Origin of the sequence: Staphylococcus sp. HMSC063F05 (genome assembly GCF_001837075.1) — a bacterium.
Taxonomy (GTDB): Bacteria; Bacillota; Bacilli; order Staphylococcales; family Staphylococcaceae; genus Staphylococcus; species Staphylococcus epidermidis.
In genome coordinates, this window is record NZ_KV831308.1 from 12916 (window position 1) to 31744 (window position 18829).

An 18829-nucleotide genomic window follows, 5' to 3' on the forward strand; every position below is an offset into this window, starting at 1 on the left:
CACTATCAGAATCTGAGTCGCTGTCTGAATCTGAATCACTATCGGAATCTGAGTCACTATCCGAGTCTGAGTCGCTATCTGAGTCTGAATCACTATCGGAATCCGAATCGCTATCGGAGTCTGAATCACTATCGGAATCTGAGTCGCTGTCTGAATCCGAGTCGCTATCGGAATCCGATTCGTCATCATAGTATCCGTTATCTATACTAAAGTCATCATGATCAGTAATTGTTACATGAACTTCTTCCCCATCAGCATCCTGTTCGTCATCATCACCAGAATCTGTTGTTGTTTGAGTCATACCTGAAGGTTTATCAAAATGAACAATATAATTACCACTATTTAAATTATCAAATTGATACTTTCCATTTTCATCGGTTGTAGTTGTACTAATGATATTTCCGTTTTCATCTTTTAACGTCACTTTAACTCCAGAGATTCCTTTTTCATCATCACCTTGAATACCATCTTTATTAGTGTCATACCATACATAGTTCCCTAAGCTGTATTTAGGTGTTTGATAAAATCCACTATCAATCGTCATATCGTCTTGTCCATTAATAGTTACCCATACAGAATTACCTTCTGAGTCTAGTGCAGGATTTGTTCCTGAATGTTTAAGCGTCGGCGTATATCCTTCAGGTGTTTCGAATGTAATTTTATAAGTCAATCCGTTTTTCAATCCATCAAATTGATATTTCCCATCTTCATCTGTTCTGACTGATTTTGAAGTTCCATCAGGATACGTCAAAGTTACCAATACATTACTAAGCGGTTTTTCATTATCATTTGTATTTTGAATACCATCTTTATCTACATCTTCCCATACGTAATCTCCGATTTTATAAGTTTTTTCAGGAGGCAAGTCACCTTGTCCTTGACCTGAACTTGTAGAGAAAGCAATTGTATTATCATAGGATGCTTCAAAAGTATACTCATTTATAGTCGTCTGCATTGTCACAGTTTGCTGTATAGTCGTGTAATCATCCTTATTAGGGTCATATTTACTAATAACTTTAATAATATATGGTGAATCTATATTACCAAAATTAATATTCACATCATTATTATTTCCTAATTGGGCATAATCATCATTTGTGACATCTTCATATTCACTGTAATCATAAATTCTGTTACTATCTGGTAAATTTTGATTATCTCCAACCTTATAAACTTTAATTATTGTGCTATCGTCTATAATTGTTGAACCTTCATCACCATTCCCTGAAATATTTACATTTGTTTCCTTGGCTGAATAACGAAGAGGGTTAATATAAATCGTTTGCTCAACTGTATGATTTTTCGTATCTATGTTTGTAAACATACTTTGAAGGTTAGCAGTTCGATTTTCGTTAGGTCATTGATATTCAACCGTAATTGTTTTATTTACTGATGAAAGGGCCGTTTTATATTCTACATCTAACTTGGTATTATTATTTGGAACCTTTGATTTATCAATGTATGACGTTAATTTAAGATGTGCTTTAATATTTTCATACTTATCTACATAATCTGTAAAAGTATAGGTGATTTGTTTATTTTTGTTATCATAAGTACCTGTAGCGATGATTTCTCCAGAATTATCTTTTATTTTTGGTATTGTAAAGCTATCGGTTAAATCTGATGGAACTGTATTCTTATCTATATCCACTGTCATCGTATCACCAGATTTCACCTTATCATCTACTTCAAAAGTTACATCATAGATTAAGTTTTCAGCATCATGTGCTTTAATAACACCTTCACTATCATCATATCCTTCAGTAATACTTTGATCAGTAACTTTAATTAAATGGTTAACATTCGAACCTTGTTCCGCAGCTAATTGATTTACGGTTAGACGTTTAATCGATGGTTGGGCAGATGTTTTAGATAATGGTCTAGCCTTATTTTCATATTCATTTATTGGTAAATTTAATAACTCATCTTGATTTGAAATTTTTTCATCTATATTTTTATAGCCAGACGGCTGACTTGTTGTTGATCTTCTCTTACTTTATTAGGTTGCTCTATAGTATTCTCTTCTTTACCAGATTCAGTGTTACTTTCTTTTATTTTAGATTTAGCAAAATCTGATACGTGTGAATCTTCTACATTATCACTTGTTTGAACAGATTCTTCTCTATTTATTGTTGTGTGAGATGGTTGTTGGGCAGTATCAATTGATGAATTTGAGGATTCGACTGATGAGGATTCTTTTACCTCTTCTTCTGTAAGATGAGTATTATCTTGAGGGGTCTTTTGTAAAAATGTTGCTTCGTTTTCATCTACATTTGTTGTTGACTCTGTTCTATCTTCTGAGCGTTTTTCTATGCCATCGTAGTTATTCGTTTCTTCTTTTTTAATTATTTGGTTATTATCGTCGGTGTTTATTGACTGATTATTATTGATCACATCATTCTTTTCTTCATCACTAGACTGATCATTGCTGTCTGATAATTCATCATCCGTATTCGAATCTTTAACGTCTTGTACTGAATTCTCCTCGGCTTTGGCCTCATTATGACCTAAACCAAACAATAATGTTGCACCTATTACAATAGACGCTGTACCTACTGTGAATTTTCTAATTGCATATTTATTGGATTTATTTGCTATAGGTTTCTTTTTAGTTAGTAAATTATTTTTTTTATTAATCATAAAAACTCCTTTTCTTTGACTATTTCAATGTAATTTTCAAGTAAAAATCATTTCTAGAGTAAAATACAATATATTATATAAGTCTTTTTTGCAATATTTTTTAAACATGTCAACAAACATTTAATAAATAGTTAATTAATTTGCTCAGCATTTCTTAAAATTCTAATAACATGAACAAATGAAATTATTACTATATTCATCAAAAAAATCGTCACCAAACTATTTCAAATAATAAAAATATAAATAACCGCTGTATTTCATATTAGTATTATGTACGTCTCTGTCACAGTGTTTTATGGAATATTTTAAAGGCAAATCTCAAGAATAATGTATATGTTTTATTAAGGTGATAAATATATAAAGACTCCCTCTAATGTTTACTAAAAACATCAAAGGGAGATAATTTAATGATATTGCTTGATAAAAACAAATCATAAAATATGATTATTTTAAGTGTTCATATGGACTATTTGTTACGAAGGATACAATTTGATCAACAAACAATTTTGAACGTAGTTGAAATTCATTATCTTCTAAGTATAAGGTACCATCTTCTAATTTAGCATAATCAGAATCATGTGTAGCAATTTGCGTTGGTACAGCAATACCAAGTAAACTACGTACGATGACTCTCAAGTGTGATAATGGCTCAGAACTTACTATTCCTCCACTATTGCAAATGAGTCCCACGGGTTTCATTTTGAAATGGTCCATATTAAGGTGGTCAAGTGCATTTTTAAGAATACCTGAAAACGATCCATGATAATTTGGCGTTCCTAAAATTAAGAAATCTGCTTCCATTGCTTTATTTTGTAAAGATTTGACATTGTTTTTAATTTCATCAACTGCTTGTGTTGTACCAGCAAAATCCAATTGATGAATGGGTTTCTCAGCTAGGTCAAAGATTTCCACCTCAACATCATGTTCGCCGAGTTGACCTTTTAAATATTTTGATAAAGCGTTCGTATGAGACCCTACTTGAGCACTCCCTATAATAATTAAACCTTTCATTATTTTACACCTCTAAATTATTTTCTTCTTTTAATATTTTCATGATTGCTTTTCCAACTCCACTATTTTCATTGGTGTCTGTGACATATTTAGCAATATGTTTAACTTCATCTGTAGCATTATTCATTGCTACTGGATAACCTACACGTTCTAGCATTGAAATATCATTTAAATTATCTCCTATTGCTACCACATCTGTTAAATCTATACCTAATTGATGAGCAATAGCTGATAAGGCAATGCCTTTTTGAGCGTCTGAATGAGTGATTTCTAGGTTACCTCTTGATGATGAGGATACTGCTAAATTTGGTGATGATGCTAACTCCTGACCTACTTGGTCGATTTTACTTAAATCTGCATCAAAAGCTAACACCTTCATAATAAGTTCTCCAGGAATATCTTCAATTGAATCATAATTTTCTACAACTTTTAAAGTACCGTTATCTATGCGTTTTTGTATATTATTTCGTATCTTGGCTACATCTGCTTTTTGACCCGCACGTTCTGCAATATCTATATAGATTGCTAAATCACGTTTAGGATCTTCTGTATATATGCCACGATTTGTGTAAATTTGATAATAAATATGATTATTTTTAAGTGCTGTCGTAATTTTGTGTACTAAATCATGATTAAGATGTGATGTACTCATTATGTTAAATGATTCCTCACGAACTTCTGCACCATTCAAACATATGTAAGGGACTTTTAAATCTGTTTCAGCAACAGGTGTTTGTGCCTCGTAAAACGCTCTACCAGTTGCAATAACTACTGTAATGCCGTTCGCTTGCGCAAATTTTATAGCTTCTTGATTCATAGTGGTGATTTCATGACCAGCGTTAAGTAATGTTCCATCCATATCCGTTGCTATTAGCTTTATCATTAGTTGACCTCGTTTCCACTTATTTTAAAGTGATGCTATATGAATTTTTTAAATTAATTTAAAATTTATGTGTGTAGCATATGTCTTAACTTCATTATTATTATATGTTATCACACAATCTTTAACGATTTACTAGACTTCAAAAATACGTTTATTTATGTACGACATCATTTTAACAAATTTATATCCTTTTGTATCTTCCCCTGTTTTTCTGCTTTTTTCTTTTCACGTATTTCCTTAAAAAAACTTCTCAATAGTTCTGCACACTCTTCTTCTAAAATTCCTTTTTCTACGGTTGCCCTATGATTAAACTGGGGTTGTTCTAATAAATTCATAAGACTTCCCGAACAACCTCCCTTGGGATCAGTAGCACCATACACAACCTTTGGAATACGGCTCATAATAATAGTGCCCGCACACATAACACAGGGCTCTAATGTAACATACAACGTACATTCTTCTAATCTCCAACTGCCGACAACTTCTGAAGCCCGTTCTATCGCTATGTGCTCTGCGTGGGCGGTAGGTTGCTGCAATGTTTCCCTTAAATTATGTGCACGTGCAATGACTTGACCCTCTTTAACAATAACTGCTCCGATTGGAACTTCTCCTAATGCTTTGGCTTTGTGTGCTTCATTAATTGCTAAGCGCATGTAATCATGATTTTTTTTCATATGTGTTGGAATACCTCACTTATGGTACAATACTCATTGTCTATCTTAACATTTGGAGAAGTGATTATGAATAAACCATTTATTGCAATCGAAGGACCTATAGGTGTTGGTAAATCCTCTCTTGCTCACCGATTAAGCAAGACGTTTGGTTTTTATGAAGAGAAAGAAATTGTTGATGAAAATCCATTTCTATCCGATTTTTATGATGATATAGAAAAATGGAGTTTTCAAACTGAAATGTTCTTTTTATGTAACAGATATAAACAGATTAGAGATATTGAGTCGCTAAATCAAGGTATAGTTAGCGATTATCATATTCATAAAAATAAAATTTTTGCTAAAAATACTTTAGATGCTAAAGAATTTGATAAATTCAGTCGTATTTTTGATATTTTAACTGAAGATATCGAAATGCCAAATACAATTATCTTTTTAGATGCTGATTTAGATGTATTAAAATCAAGAATTGCACAACGTAATCGTAGCTTTGAATCTCATATAGAAGATGACTATTTACTTACTTTAAAAAAAGATTATCTTGCTTATTATGAATCATTAAAGAATGACGGTGCAAATGTCATTCGAATTGATACGTCACAACAAGATTTCGTTAAAAATGATTACGATTACCAAAATATTTTAAATTTAGTAAAACCTATGATTGGAGAAAATAAAGATGAATAATTATGGTATTCCTCAAAATGCAGTAATAACCATTGCTGGTACTGTAGGGGTTGGTAAATCTACGTTAACACAAGCACTTGCTGATAAGTTAAATTTTAAAACTTCCTTTGAGAATGTAGACCATAATCCTTATTTAGATAAATTTTATCATAATTTTGAACGTTGGAGCTTTCATCTTCAAATTTACTTTCTTGCTGAACGTTTTAAGGAACAAAAACGCATGTTTGAGTATGGTGGAGGTTTCGTTCAAGATCGTTCAATTTATGAGGATGTAGATATTTTTGCAAAAATGCATGAAGAACAAGGAACAATGAGTGCTGACGACTATCACACGTATTACGAATTATTTAATGCAATGGTCATGACACCTTATTTTCCAAAGCCTGATGTTCTAATTTATCTAGAATGTGATTATGATGAAGTAATTGATCGTATTCAACAGCGGGGACGTGACATGGAAATCAATACAGATCCAGAATATTGGAGAAAACTATTTAAACGGTATGAAAATTGGATTAACAATTTTAATGCATGTCCTGTTGTTCGACTTAATATTAATGAATATGACATACACGAAGATTTAGACTCCCTTGATCCAGTCATTGATAAAATTGCTCAAGTTATTAAAGCATACCGACAAGTGGATACAAGATAATATATCCAATTGTAGAAAATTAGAGCTTATATTTGTATACTTTCACAAGCTATTTCATATACTTTTTACTTCAATATTAAAATAACAGATATAGCTATTATTAAGAATGTTGACAATATTTTATAAAAATTCTATGTTTATACTATAAGTGAATTATATGCACTAGGGGTGTTTTTTAACTGAGATGGATATCATCCAAACCCTTTGAACCTGAACTAGCTTATACTAGCGGAGGAAAGTGTTGAATCTCATCTAATTATCATTCTGTCTTTATATATTGATTTGGATGCACAACTTTTCTCATGAAGGTTGTGCATTTTTTCTTATACAAATAAAAATATTGGGGGCATGAAGATGAAAAAAACTGCAATTATCACGGGAAGTAGTCGTGGATTAGGCGCTAAAATTGCAATAACTTTACTAGAAAAAGGCTACAATGTTGTTGTTAATTACAAACAAAATAAGGATAAAGCTGAAAAATTAATTAGAAATTATAATCAAAGTAAGGCTATAGCTATTCAAGCTGATGTGACAGACAGAAACGATGTGAATCAAATGATTCAAACTGCCACACAACATTTTGGAAAAATAGATATAGTAATCAATAATGCACTTGTTGGTTTTAAATTTGATCCAAATCAGCAAAAATCGTTTGAAGATTTAACTTGGGAAGATTATCAACAACAACTTAATGGTACTTTAAAAGGAGCATTTAATGTGACTCAAAGCGTCATACCACAATTTATAGAACAACAAAGTGGATGCATTATTAGTATTGGAACCAATTTGTATCAAAATCCAGTCGTACCTTATCATGAGTATACAACAGCAAAGGCAGGTCTCATCGGCTTTACCCGTAATATTGCTGCAGAACTTGGACAATATGGTATCACAGCAAATGTTGTTTCTGGAGGATTACTCAAAACGACTGATGCAAGTGCAGTTACTACACCTGAAGTATTTGATTTAATTGCTCAAACTACACCTCTTAGAAAAGTAACATCACCTCAAGATGTAGCCAATATGGTTGTATATCTCGCTTCAGACGAAGCACGTGGCGTGACAGGTCAAAATATTACCGTTGACGGTGGTTTAACAATGAACTAAGCGTTTACACTCTTCGGTTGTGTATTTTTTACAAAAAGATAATAATTAATGAGGTGTTCATATGACAAATAATCACTTTCTTAACATAGGTGTGTTACTGTATGGGTGTGGTCATCATCAAGCGGCATGGCGTATGAAAGATTCTAATATTGAGGATATCGGCAACATATCTTATTATCAGCATTTAGCTCAAATAGCTGAGAAAGGCTTTTTGGATATCGTCTTTTTTGCAGACAATCAAGCCTTTAATGCGAGTGATAATACTACTATGCCCGCTTTTTGGTTTGATCCTATAATTAACTTATCAGCTATTGCACAAGTTACATCGCATATAGGATTAGTGCCAACAATATCGAGTACATTTTCAAATCCATTCACCGCTTCTCGTCAATTATTAAGTCTAGACTACTTATCTCATGGCCGTGTAGGTTGGAATTTGGTCACATCCATGACAGATATTGAAGCCCAAAATCACAGTCTTCAATACTTACCGGAAAGACATGAGCGCTACAAAAAAGCAGATGAATTTGCATCGGTAATGAATAAGCTATTCACTTCTTGGTCAACTGCATCTTATGTACCAGATAAAAACAACAACAAAATTATTGAGTCTAAAGATATTAAACCTTTTTATCATGAGGGGGACTATTTTCAAGTACGAGGACCACATACAACACCACAAAGTCCTCAAGGTAAACCAGTATCTATGCAAGCCGGTGCGTCAAAAGAAGGTATTGCATTAGCAGCAAAATATGCTGATGCTGTTTACTCTGTTTCATGGGATATTAAGCAAGCACGTAGTTATAAAAAGAAATTGTCTGATGCTATATCTAAAACTCACCATCCAGATAGAAAAATTAAAATTTTCCCTGGTTTAGTAACGTATGTAGGTGAAACCCATGAAAAAGCATTATCAAAAAAAGCAGAACTTGATCAAAAGTTACCCATTGAAGATGCTTTAAAGCAACTCAGTTTTTTTGTTCAACAAGATTGTTCGGATTGGGAATTAGATGAACCAGTTCCTCCCTTACCTCCCGTTGAAAATTTCAAAGGTCCGATTGGTCGATATGAAACAGTTTTAGCAATTATAAAAGATAAACAACCAACTGTAAGAGAATTATTAGGTTACCTAAGTGCCGGTGGTGGTCATCTTACTCTTATAGGTACACCTGAGGAGATAGTGGATGAGATGGAGCACTGGTTTAATGAAGGCGTTGCAGACGGCTTTAATCTGATGCCACCTTCATTACCCCATAGCCTTGAAGATTTTGTAAAATACATTATACCAGAACTACAACGTCGTTCTTTATTTAAAAATTCTTATAATCAACCTACACTACGTACATTATTAAATCTCAACTCATAAAACCGATGATTTTTATGTATTATTAAAAGAAAAAGACGTAGACGTGCGAATCAACTCACACATCTACGTCTTACTCAATTTAAAAATTTTATTTTCCGTATTGTTCTATAACTTGTTTAACATCTTTTGCACTGTTTATGATGACATTTGCGTCGTAGAGTTCCTCTTTTTTAGCCACGCCTGTTAGCACACCGATACCTAAACCTAAATTAGCATTAATCGCGGTTTTCATATCGTTGGCCGTATCTCCTACTATTGCTACCTGTCCCGGTTCAACATCAAAAGCATTAAATAGTGGATCTAAGACTTTAGGATGTGGTTTTTCTTCTGCATGTGTTTCTGTAGAAATTACTAAATCAAAGAGATTTCTAGTTTGCGTTTCCTCCAGAAATTGATCGACTCCTTTTTTAGTATCACTTGTTACTATGCCTATGTGATATCCTTCATTTCTAAGAGCTTGAATAGTTTCTTGTACACCATCAATCCAATTGTTTTCAGGCACTCTTGAATCAATGAGTTCCTGACTCGTATCCCTTGTCCAATCTGAAGTTTCTTTACCTGTTACACCATTAAAAGACTCTATAATTTCACCTAATGAACCCGATCCCATAACAGAATCTGGTTTAATTTTTTTATCGATAATACCTAATTGGCGATGTGCCGCTTCCTTGTCATGTACTGGAAAGGTTTCTAAAAGTTGATCAACGAGACGTACGCCAATTTTTTCCCAACTACTGTCAAACTCAATCAATGTACCATCTTTATCAAATAATATCCATTCCACTTTTAATTCTCTCCTGAAAATGATTTTTTATATTAATTATAGTTATATAAACTATTGTATTATAGTTTGCATAACAATTATAGGAAATTGAATTTTGTTTAAGTATTAAAACTAAAATTGGATTCAAAATTAAAAACGCTATTTTTCTTTAGGTGCTTTTATTAATTAATATATTCTTTAAAAGACTCTATTCATAATACGTATTGTACATCACTAATCTAGAACTTACTAAAAATGAAATGACTTAACTATACTTTGAAAATTTACAATACATGACTAGTTTAAGAGTTGCTTCACTATGATATAAATTTTCTAACTTATTATTTACCCATTGTTACAATTATCATAAATTAGAAACTTTAAATTCTTTTACTGAAAAAATTTGTTAAATAAATCTTTAACTAATCGTTCACTTGATTTACCATCTTTATATTTAAAATTTTTATTTAAAAACGGCTTCACCTTTTCTAATTCAAAATCATTATTTTCTAACGCTAAAATAAGCTCATCAAAAGTTTTCACTATTTTACCAGGAACAAAGGTTTCATAAGGTTCATAAAAATCTCTCGTGTAAATATAATCTTCCAAATCAAAAGCATAAAAAAGCATTGGTTTTTTAAAAACTGAAAATTCATAGATTAAAGAAGAATAATCAGAGATTAAAATATCCGTAATGAACAATACATCATTTACTTCGCGGTAATTTGAAATATCTAAAAAATATTTACTATAAATTGCTGGGATATTTAATTTATTTCTAACAAAAGGATGCATTTTAAACAGAACAGTAGCTTGATGTTCTTCACAATAACTAGCTAATCTTGCAAAATTAATTTTAAAGAAAGGATAGTGTGCTGTGCGATGTCCATTTCCTCTAAATGTAGGTGCAAAAAGAATGACTTTTTTATTTTTTATAATTGGTAATTTTGTTTCTAAACTTTGTTTAATGCGTGTTTTATAAGATTCATCGAACAAAACATCCGTACGTGGAACACCTGTTGGAATAACCCTATGTTCTTCAATTCCAAAAGCTTCAGCATAGTAAAGAATATCATTATTTGACGAAACATAAGCTTTACTATAATTCCTATGTCCAATAGAGTCTATGAAAGGTCCTCCTTTTTTCCCAGTTCTACTAAATCCTACAGTCTTAAAAGCACCCACAGCATGCCATACTTGAACTATTTCTTGGTTTTCTCTAAATTGAAGTTTATATATCATCGGATGATAATCATCAACCAAGATATATTTAGATTTTCCTAAAAAATATGGAAATTTTAATTTATCAATAAACGATCTCCTATTTGCTATATTAGGTTTAAAAATAGAATGAATGACAAGTTTTTTGTCCAATTGTTGTTTAAGCATTTCTTCGTATATAAATTTAAAATTTCCTGACATATTTGCTCTAGAATCTGATGTAAACAAAACATGATTTTTATTATTCTTATATACTGTTTTGGAAATGTTAAATACCGACAAATATATTTTATCTCTCACATTGAAGCTAATTTTCCTCAAAGCTTTATGTAATATGTATGATAATTGCTTAAGTTTACTTATTTTCTTTATTTCAGATTTATATTGAACTTTAAAAATAAACTCATTAATTTCTTGGGATATTGCCGGAACAATGACGTAAGATTTAATCTCTTTGTTATTATATCTTTGGAAACTTTTACCATACTTTTTTAATAAATAACTTTTTTGTAACGATTGGGTCTCAAGTGAGTTGTAATCTCTTAACTCCTCTAAAGTCATCTGATTTTTTTTATCATTCAAAAATTTGGGGTTAATTTGGCAGACATATTCATCTTCTTGTCGGTTGATTAATATATAATTGCCTGTACCTAAAAAATTACCTTTTTCTAAAATAGCAATATTAAATCTTGCCTCAAAAGTTGACCCTTGAATATTAACATGATTGGCATTTAATAGTTTTGTTTCTGTTAGATTTCTAAGAAGGAAATTTCTTGTAGGTTTTACTCCTTCAAAATGTCCTTTGACGAAGAGTTGGACACGTTCCCAATAAATGTCATCTATAAATATATTTTGCTTTGTCATAGTTGTTTCCTTTTCTTTAAATATTCCATTTTAAAACTGTTTTTCCCCATGCGTTAGAAATATCATATTCGAACGCTGTAATGAGATCTTCTATGGTATTTATTTCAAATTCTTTACCTTTAAGTAATGCTAATTGATTAAGAACTTCAGGATATTTACGATACAATTCAATAGTTTTTTCAAAATCCTTTAAACCACTTCTGCTACTACCAATTATAGTTAAACCTTTTTCTAAAACCATTCTTGTATTCACTTGTATAGGCAGTTCGCTCACTCCTAATAAAGCGATACTCCCTTCAGGATTAATAATATTAATAATTTGTTCAATAGCCTGCTGACTTCCTTTACCACCCACGCATTCAAATGCATGATCAATTTTGATATGTTGAGGAATATTGTCAATTTGAATAATTTCATCTACAAATGAAAAACGGCTTAATTTATATAATGTTTTTCCAAAAACTATTATTTTTGTAGTAGGATATAGTTTTTTTAGTAAAACTGCAGTGATATACCCTAAATTACCGTCTCCCCATATCCCCAATGATTCAAATTGTGGTATTGCTTTTGATTGAAAACGATCTATTGCATGAACACTAACTGTAACTAATTCAGTATACGACGCTACACTCAAATCAATTTCTTGTGGTAAAGTGACTACTCTATCAGGTTTCATTACTATATAATCTTGCATAAAACCATCATAACCACTTGACTTAAAATGACTAGAAGTTAAATAATTTTCTGCAATAATATTATGCGATTTAGACGGTGTATTGGGAATCATAACAACCTTAGTTCCATTTTTCAGTCGATGTTCAGAGTCGTATACAATTTCACCTACACTTTCATGAATCAATGACATAGGTAATTTCTTAGATAAAATTTTGCTATCTCTATTTCCACAATAATATCTCAAGTCGGCTGCACAAATTGACAAATATAAGGGTCGAACAATAACTTTGCTATTATGATTATGTAAATCAATAGTTTTAAATGTTGCTTCAAATTGTCGTGGACTTACTAATTGATATACTTGATTAATCATTATCAACAGCTCCAGTAATAATTGAATTCGCAACTTTTAAATCATATGGTGTTGTTATTTTTATGTTAAATAACTCTCCTTTGACTAATTTTACTGGCTTACCCAATTCTACGAGTATTTTACACGCGTCAGTTAATATTTCCTTTTGAGATTGAGTTAACGATAAATAGCTATCCTTTAACTCTTTTATTTTAAAAGTTTGAGGCGTCTGTCCTTGATACATCTCACTTCTTATTGGAATCCCAGAAATAAATTGTGCATCATTTGAAGAAATGATAGTATCAACAGCATTAACAACCGTATCTACTGCACCATATTGACTGGCATATTCCACATTCTCTCTAATAATTCGATTTGTTAGAAATGGCCTAACTGCATCATGGGTAACGATTATATCTTCATCATTTAATTTTTTATGTTGCTCAATGCTTTCTATAATATTCATTATAGAGTGATTTCGGTCGTCTCCGCCTTGTATTACTTTTATTTTCTTATCGTCTAATTGATAATTGTTTAGCAAATCGAGCATATAATTGATCCACTTTTGAGGCGTGGCAATGATGATTTCATCAAAGTCCTTATACATTAAAAATTTTTCTACTGTATGAATAATAATAGGTTTTCCTTGTAATGATAAAAATTGTTTGGGTAATGGAACATTTCCCATTCTAGAACCAATACCACCTGCTAATATACCCGCATAAATCATTTTATCTCTCCTTATTCTTAGTTGTGTAAATAAAAAAAGACAGAAAAAACATACGTTAAAAAAGTTTCTCTGTCTAAATCTAATTAATTTATATTCATTTTATATCAATTGTATTTTACCACACACAACAAAAATATGAAATGAATAATTAATTAAAAAATATTTTTATATAAAAGGATTTTAAAAAGCAGATTGAAATTTAAAAATCAATCTGCCAAATAATAAATATACTATAGATGATAGTTAACAAATAATTGAAAACTCTATTTTTAATACTTAGGAACTTCTACTCTCCATCCGTATTTATCTTCTAATTTGCCACTTTGAATACCAGTATATGTGTCATATAATTTTTGAGTGATTTTACCAGGTTCATTGTTATTAATAACAATTTCTCTATCTTCATAGCGAAGTGTACCTACAGGAGAGATAACAGCTGCTGTACCTGAACCAAATACTTCTGTAAGTTCACCTTTATCATATGCGTTAAACAGCTCTTCTATAGAAACTCTTCTCTCTTCAACTTCATAACCTAAATCTTCAACTAATTGAATAATTGACTTTCTAGTGATACCAGGCAAGATACTACCGTTTAATGCTGGCGTAACTACTTTTCCATTTTCTACGAAGAAAATATTCATACTACCAACTTCTTCAACATATTTTTGTTCAACACCATCAAGCCACAATACTTGGTCATAACCTAATTTATTAGCGTTTGTTTGTGCGAGTAAGCTGGCAGCATAGTTACCTGCAACTTTAGCGAAACCTACACCTCCACGTACTGCACGTACATATTCATCTTCGACATAAATTTTAGTTGACTTTAATGTGTCACCACCATAATAAGCGCCTGACGGAGATAAAATAATTAGTAATTTATATTGATGTGAAGAACGTACACCCAAAACACCTTCAGTAGCAAATACAAAAGGACGAATATATAACGATTGACCTTCGCCTTCAGGTACCCAATCTCGTTCAACGTCGATAAGCTGCTTCAACCCTTCTAATAATGCTTCTTCATCAACTTCTGGCATTTCTAAACGTGCTAAAGAATTATTAATACGTTTGAAGTTTTGATCTGGGCGGAATAATACAACTTCTCCATTATGTTTATAGGCTTTAAGGCCTTCAAAAACTGCCTGACCATAATGTAACCCTTGCGCTGCTGGTGAAATTTCAAATGGTGCGTACGGCACAATCTTCATATCATGCCATCCTTGATCAGCGTCATAATCAACACTTAACATATAGTCTGTGAAATATTGTCCAAATCCTAAGTTTGCTGTATCAGGTTTTTCTTTTAAAGACTCTCTTTTTTCGAATTTTACTTTTTCTGACATGACTGTTGCCTCCTAATATAATTCCAATTAAATAGATACACTAAATTATATCAATCGTGATTCTACTATTCAATGAATTTTCTAAATATTCAAAATAGATATTAATTTTATTATGTATACAGTATAAGTAAAACACTACCTTTATTAAGTTACAAGTTATGTTATTATCATCACCTATTTTTTCCGTAATTAAATTTGTGTTCTCATCGAAAATTAGCTTCTTTAAAAGTAGACTTGGAACTAAAATAGACTTTTCTTTACCCTATATATTATCATTCAATTTGACCATATGAGCCAAAAAACATCTGTATGAGATGATATATAAATCAGACAATTTGTGTAATGTAGTTACGCGAAAAACTGCTTCTAACTTCACTTGTCATCCAATTTTTTGATGCAGTATCTTTTATTAAAGTTTTAAAAGATAGCTATATACTTTAAAAAATCGGTATGGGCTCAGCATTCTTTTTGTTTTTTCTCAATTGCCTCTAACATCACTTTAGTCATAGTTGGTAAATCATATTTAGGATCAAATCCCCACTCTTCCTGAGCACAGCTCGTATCTATACTATCTGGCCAACTTAATGCAATATCTTGACGCTCTAAATCAATGTCATAATCTAAGGTGAAATCTGGATAGTATACTTGTATAGCTTGTTTTAGCATTTCAGGTTCAATACTCATCGCACTTAAGTTATAGCCATTTCTTGTTTTTAATTTAACACTGTCTTCTTCCATTAATTTGATAATCGCATCAATAGCATCTTCCATGTACATCATATCCATATAAGTGTAACGATTAATATAACTTGTATAATGTCCTTTTCTAACTGCCTTAAAATACATATCAACTGCATAATCTGTTATGCCACCGCCAGGTTCTTTAACATGTGAAATTAAACCAGGAAATCTAACGCTACGTGTATCTACTCCAAATTTGACATAATAATACTGACATAATAATTCCCCAGTTACTTTGTTTATACCATACATAGTCGTTGGTTGTTGTATTGTTAATTGAGGTGTATTTACTTTAGGTGTCGAAATACCAAAAGCTCCTATTGAACTTGGCGTAAAATATTTTAATTGATACCTTCTTGCTGCTTCGAGTGTATTTATAAGTCCCCCCATATTCAAATCCCAGGCAACTAGTGGTTTCTTTTCCGCTGTAGCAGAAAGCAGTGCAGCCATATGCATAAGTGTATCAGCATTGAAATATCTCACTGTTTCAAATAAACGATTTCTATCTGTAACATCTAAGATTTCAAAAGGACCGTTTTTAACTGGAGAGTGTGGTTCTGGCTTTCTTATATCAGTAGCTAATACATTTTCAGTTCCATATCTTTCTCTACACTTAATAACTAATTCAGTACCAATTTGACCAAGTGCTCCAGTGATTATTATTTTTTTCATAAACTAATCTCCTTATATTTAAATATAAAACGCAACTTTTGTAGAATGAACAATCCTCTTACTTAAAAAATATAATAATATGATGGTAATTTCTTTATAAAATATGTTCTTTATTTGTAAAGTCACGCGTACGTTAGTCTAACGTTTGTCTGAAGGCACAGTGACTGACGACTAAAAAGGTAGGTTTGCTCTTTGTTAGTAAAATACGATAAAATATATACTAAAAGTATTGAATTTTAAAGGGGATTTGTATTGTAGATGAAACGAAGTTCATACCTACGTCGTCAATCAAATTTAATTATATCTATGATTATTTTCGTTATTTTTTTAATTGTAGATATCAATGTACTTATTAATAAACATCAAGTTGTGCCTGTGCTATTATCAAGTATCAGTTTAATTATTTTTATCATGCTATTTGTAGTTGCATTGTTCAAATGTATAACTAATTATAAACATCAATCTTAGTTAAAAGTAATTTCCCTATCGTCAGATAAAAAATAAATAGAGCAGTTACGGGTCTACCTGCTCTATTTTTCCTAACATTGATTTAACCTAAGATTGTATTAATTTTTTATAAAAATATTGTGCCACAATGATATCTACAATTGCTAGACCGACCGATTTAAAGACTGTCACTTCTTCTTCAGTTTCGCGGCCAACTTTTTCACCAGAAATAATGTCGCCTAATTCACTATGTAGCATATTTTTAGTTAATATTCCTTCTGCTTGAGGAATTTTTAAATCACCTGTTTCTTCTAAAGCTGCTTCCATAGATTCAACAACAATTTTATTAGCAACAAGCATTGTTTCTGAAGGTATTTCTTGCATATCTGGTTTAAAGGATCCGACTGCATTTAAATGCACGCCTGGATGTAAAGAATGAGTATAAACGGGCTGATTTGCATTTGTTGCTGTAACTACAATATCTGCACTGTCTATCGCTTCATCTGCCGATCTAAATACACTCACTTTAATATTAAATCGATTTCGTATATTTTGAGCAAATTTTTCTGCTTTTTCGAACGTTCTACTTGCGATGTGAATTTTTTCAATATCTCTAACAGCAAGTATCGCTTCAATTAAACCTTCAGCTTGTACACCTGCCCCTATTACACTAAGTGTTTTAGCGTTTTCTTTTGCTAGATATTTAGTAGCTACACCTGAAATTGCACCAGTTCTTACTTTAGTAAGAAAACCACCATCTAATATAGACAATGTTTCTCCTGTTTCATAGTCACTTAAAATAACTGATCCAGTAATAGTCGCTTTCCCTTTTTTTGAATTTTCAGGTGCAAATGAGACTGTTTTAAGTCCAACGATATTTAATTCATCTGATAATGCTGGCATCACTAAATAACGATTTTGCTCATTAAATGGCAAAACATATCTTAATGGCGTTATCGTCTTATTCTCTGAAAAAGCTTGCAAAGCTTTTTCTACTTCTAAAATGACTTCATTCATGTCTAATAATTGAGCTTGTGTTTGCTCATCTATATATTTCATTATTATGAATCCCCCCCCACGCGTTTAATGTATTATATAGGATTATTTAGATGGTTAAGTTTTTCACAAAGTTTAATATAACAAGATGTGTTAAATCGTAAGTCTCCATTAAAATTCTTTTGCTTAAATAAACTTAAAAGTCTAAGCTCCTATCTCAAATAATATTGACTTTAAAAAGCTCTTTTCTTCTAATCATTTTAAAAATAAAAATCATATATTTGCTTTATCACAATATATTCTTAATAATCATGATTATTTTGTATTAGGTATATGATATCGATGAACAGGTTTACCATTTTTTTTAATATAGGATTCAATTTGATATCCACCACATTTCTTCATCACTGTTTGAGAAGCAAAATTAAGTGGATTACAAGTCATAAGTACGACCTCTACATTTAATGTCTTAAGTTCATCTAAAGCCTTTTCTAGAAGGATAGTAGCGTAACCTTTCCCTCTATAAGATTTAGCTACACCGTATCCCACATGACCACCAATATTAGATAGTTTATCATTTAATTGATGTCTGATATCAACAGCACCTATAATAATTGAATCTTTAAAATAAAATAGTGTTGTAGTCGGTACAAAACCCTCATCAACTTCACTACAATTAAGCCGATCAACCATATTGTTAAATGAACTATAATTGGCAATATCTGTATTCCCTGGTACCACTTTTTCCTCATTTTCATACCACTCTTGAATATAATAATAGTATGCCTCTTTATCTTGATAGGTTATTGGTCTTATTTCCTCCACTTAAATACCCCATAACTTATATTATTGATAACTCTATTTTAATGTGATTAACTGTGAACATCAAAAATTATAACAAACTATATCATAATAATTTTATATTTATACAGATAAGTTAAGGTATTATTTTATAATAATTTTCTTACTTTTTAATTTTTTCCACTTCTAATAAACTATAAT

At 31.2% G+C, this 18829-nt stretch carries 16 protein-coding genes, 1 pseudogene and 1 riboswitch; of the genes and pseudogenes, 5 read left to right on the top strand and 12 right to left on the bottom strand.

Going from position 1 to position 18829, the window contains the following annotated elements; genetic code table 11:
* The 4 genes and pseudogenes from sdrG to tadA form a co-directional block, all read right to left on the bottom strand.
* Window positions 1–2640 (bottom strand): annotated as a pseudogene (gene sdrG, locus HMPREF2576_RS00765) (MSCRAMM family adhesin SdrG); the annotation flags it as partial.
* Window positions 2641–3084: 444 nt separating this feature from the next.
* Window positions 3085–3651 carry an NADPH-dependent FMN reductase gene (locus HMPREF2576_RS00770; protein ID WP_001832301.1) on the bottom strand — a complete coding sequence of 189 codons (567 nt, stop codon included), beginning with the start codon at window positions 3649–3651 and terminating at the stop codon, window positions 3085–3087.
* A 4-nt stretch (window positions 3652–3655) separates the two neighbouring features.
* Window positions 3656–4534 carry a Cof-type HAD-IIB family hydrolase gene (locus tag HMPREF2576_RS00775; RefSeq protein WP_002469110.1) on the bottom strand — a complete coding sequence of 293 codons (879 nt, stop codon included), beginning with the start codon at window positions 4532–4534 and terminating at the stop codon, window positions 3656–3658.
* Window positions 4535–4701: 167 nt separating this feature from the next.
* A complete protein-coding gene (tadA, locus tag HMPREF2576_RS00780; RefSeq protein WP_001832295.1) occupies window positions 4702–5208 on the bottom strand; it encodes a tRNA adenosine(34) deaminase TadA in 507 nt (168 codons plus the stop codon).
* Between the two features lie 66 nt (window positions 5209–5274).
* On the opposite strand from tadA, the gene HMPREF2576_RS00785 reads away from it, so the two are divergent.
* From HMPREF2576_RS00785 to HMPREF2576_RS00800, 4 genes are all read left to right on the top strand, one after another.
* Window positions 5275–5892, top strand: a complete 618-nt coding sequence (locus HMPREF2576_RS00785; RefSeq protein WP_002469116.1) for a deoxynucleoside kinase — start codon at window positions 5275–5277, stop codon at window positions 5890–5892.
* Window positions 5885–6547 carry a deoxynucleoside kinase gene (locus HMPREF2576_RS00790; RefSeq protein WP_001832291.1) on the top strand — a complete coding sequence of 221 codons (663 nt, stop codon included), beginning with the start codon at window positions 5885–5887 and terminating at the stop codon, window positions 6545–6547. The genes HMPREF2576_RS00785 and HMPREF2576_RS00790 overlap by 8 nt, the downstream gene beginning before the upstream one ends.
* A gap of 154 nt (window positions 6548–6701) precedes the next feature.
* Window positions 6702–6801: riboswitch (TPP riboswitch) on the top strand.
* Between the two features lie 100 nt (window positions 6802–6901).
* Window positions 6902–7654 carry a 3-oxoacyl-ACP reductase gene (locus tag HMPREF2576_RS00795; protein WP_001832302.1) on the top strand — a complete coding sequence of 251 codons (753 nt, stop codon included), beginning with the start codon at window positions 6902–6904 and terminating at the stop codon, window positions 7652–7654.
* 61 nt (window positions 7655–7715) lie between these two features.
* Window positions 7716–9020, top strand: coding sequence for an NtaA/DmoA family FMN-dependent monooxygenase (locus HMPREF2576_RS00800; protein WP_001832263.1), 1305 nt, complete (start codon window positions 7716–7718; stop codon window positions 9018–9020).
* Between the two features lie 88 nt (window positions 9021–9108).
* Here the strand turns inward: HMPREF2576_RS00800 and HMPREF2576_RS00805 are convergent, their stop codons facing one another.
* The 6 genes from HMPREF2576_RS00805 to HMPREF2576_RS00830 form a co-directional block, all read right to left on the bottom strand.
* Complete coding sequence (locus HMPREF2576_RS00805; RefSeq protein WP_002502530.1) at window positions 9109–9804, bottom strand: HAD family hydrolase; 696 nt, start codon at window positions 9802–9804, stop codon at window positions 9109–9111.
* A gap of 369 nt (window positions 9805–10173) precedes the next feature.
* Window positions 10174–11868 carry a CDP-glycerol--poly(glycerophosphate) glycerophosphotransferase gene (locus tag HMPREF2576_RS00810; RefSeq protein WP_001832305.1) on the bottom strand — a complete coding sequence of 565 codons (1695 nt, stop codon included), beginning with the start codon at window positions 11866–11868 and terminating at the stop codon, window positions 10174–10176.
* 16 nt (window positions 11869–11884) lie between these two features.
* Window positions 11885–12916: an alcohol dehydrogenase catalytic domain-containing protein gene (locus tag HMPREF2576_RS00815; RefSeq protein WP_001832309.1), complete on the bottom strand. Its 1032-nt coding sequence runs from the start codon at window positions 12914–12916 to the stop codon at window positions 11885–11887.
* Window positions 12909–13625, bottom strand: coding sequence for an IspD/TarI family cytidylyltransferase (locus tag HMPREF2576_RS00820; protein ID WP_001832311.1), 717 nt, complete (start codon window positions 13623–13625; stop codon window positions 12909–12911). Before HMPREF2576_RS00820 ends, HMPREF2576_RS00815 begins: the two co-directional genes overlap by 8 nt.
* A 269-nt stretch (window positions 13626–13894) precedes the next feature.
* A complete protein-coding gene (locus tag HMPREF2576_RS00825; protein WP_002502532.1) occupies window positions 13895–14971 on the bottom strand; it encodes a branched-chain amino acid aminotransferase in 1077 nt (358 codons plus the stop codon).
* Between the two features lie 456 nt (window positions 14972–15427).
* Window positions 15428–16384 carry an NAD-dependent epimerase/dehydratase family protein gene (locus HMPREF2576_RS00830; RefSeq protein ID WP_001832307.1) on the bottom strand — a complete coding sequence of 319 codons (957 nt, stop codon included), beginning with the start codon at window positions 16382–16384 and terminating at the stop codon, window positions 15428–15430.
* 258 nt (window positions 16385–16642) lie between these two features.
* Between HMPREF2576_RS00830 and HMPREF2576_RS00835 the strand changes: the two genes are divergently transcribed.
* Entirely contained in the window at window positions 16643–16852 is a 210-nt protein-coding gene (locus HMPREF2576_RS00835; protein WP_002469109.1) for a hypothetical protein, read from the top strand.
* Window positions 16853–16939: 87 nt separating this feature from the next.
* Here the strand turns inward: HMPREF2576_RS00835 and HMPREF2576_RS00840 are convergent, their stop codons facing one another.
* Window positions 16940–17890 carry an ornithine cyclodeaminase family protein gene (locus HMPREF2576_RS00840; RefSeq protein ID WP_002438698.1) on the bottom strand — a complete coding sequence of 317 codons (951 nt, stop codon included), beginning with the start codon at window positions 17888–17890 and terminating at the stop codon, window positions 16940–16942.
* A 252-nt stretch (window positions 17891–18142) separates the two neighbouring features.
* The gene (locus tag HMPREF2576_RS00845) at window positions 18143–18652 is read right to left on the bottom strand and encodes a GNAT family N-acetyltransferase (protein ID WP_001832276.1); all 510 of its coding nucleotides are present in this window, start codon (window positions 18650–18652) and stop codon (window positions 18143–18145) included.
* Window positions 18653–18829 lie beyond the last annotated feature (177 nt).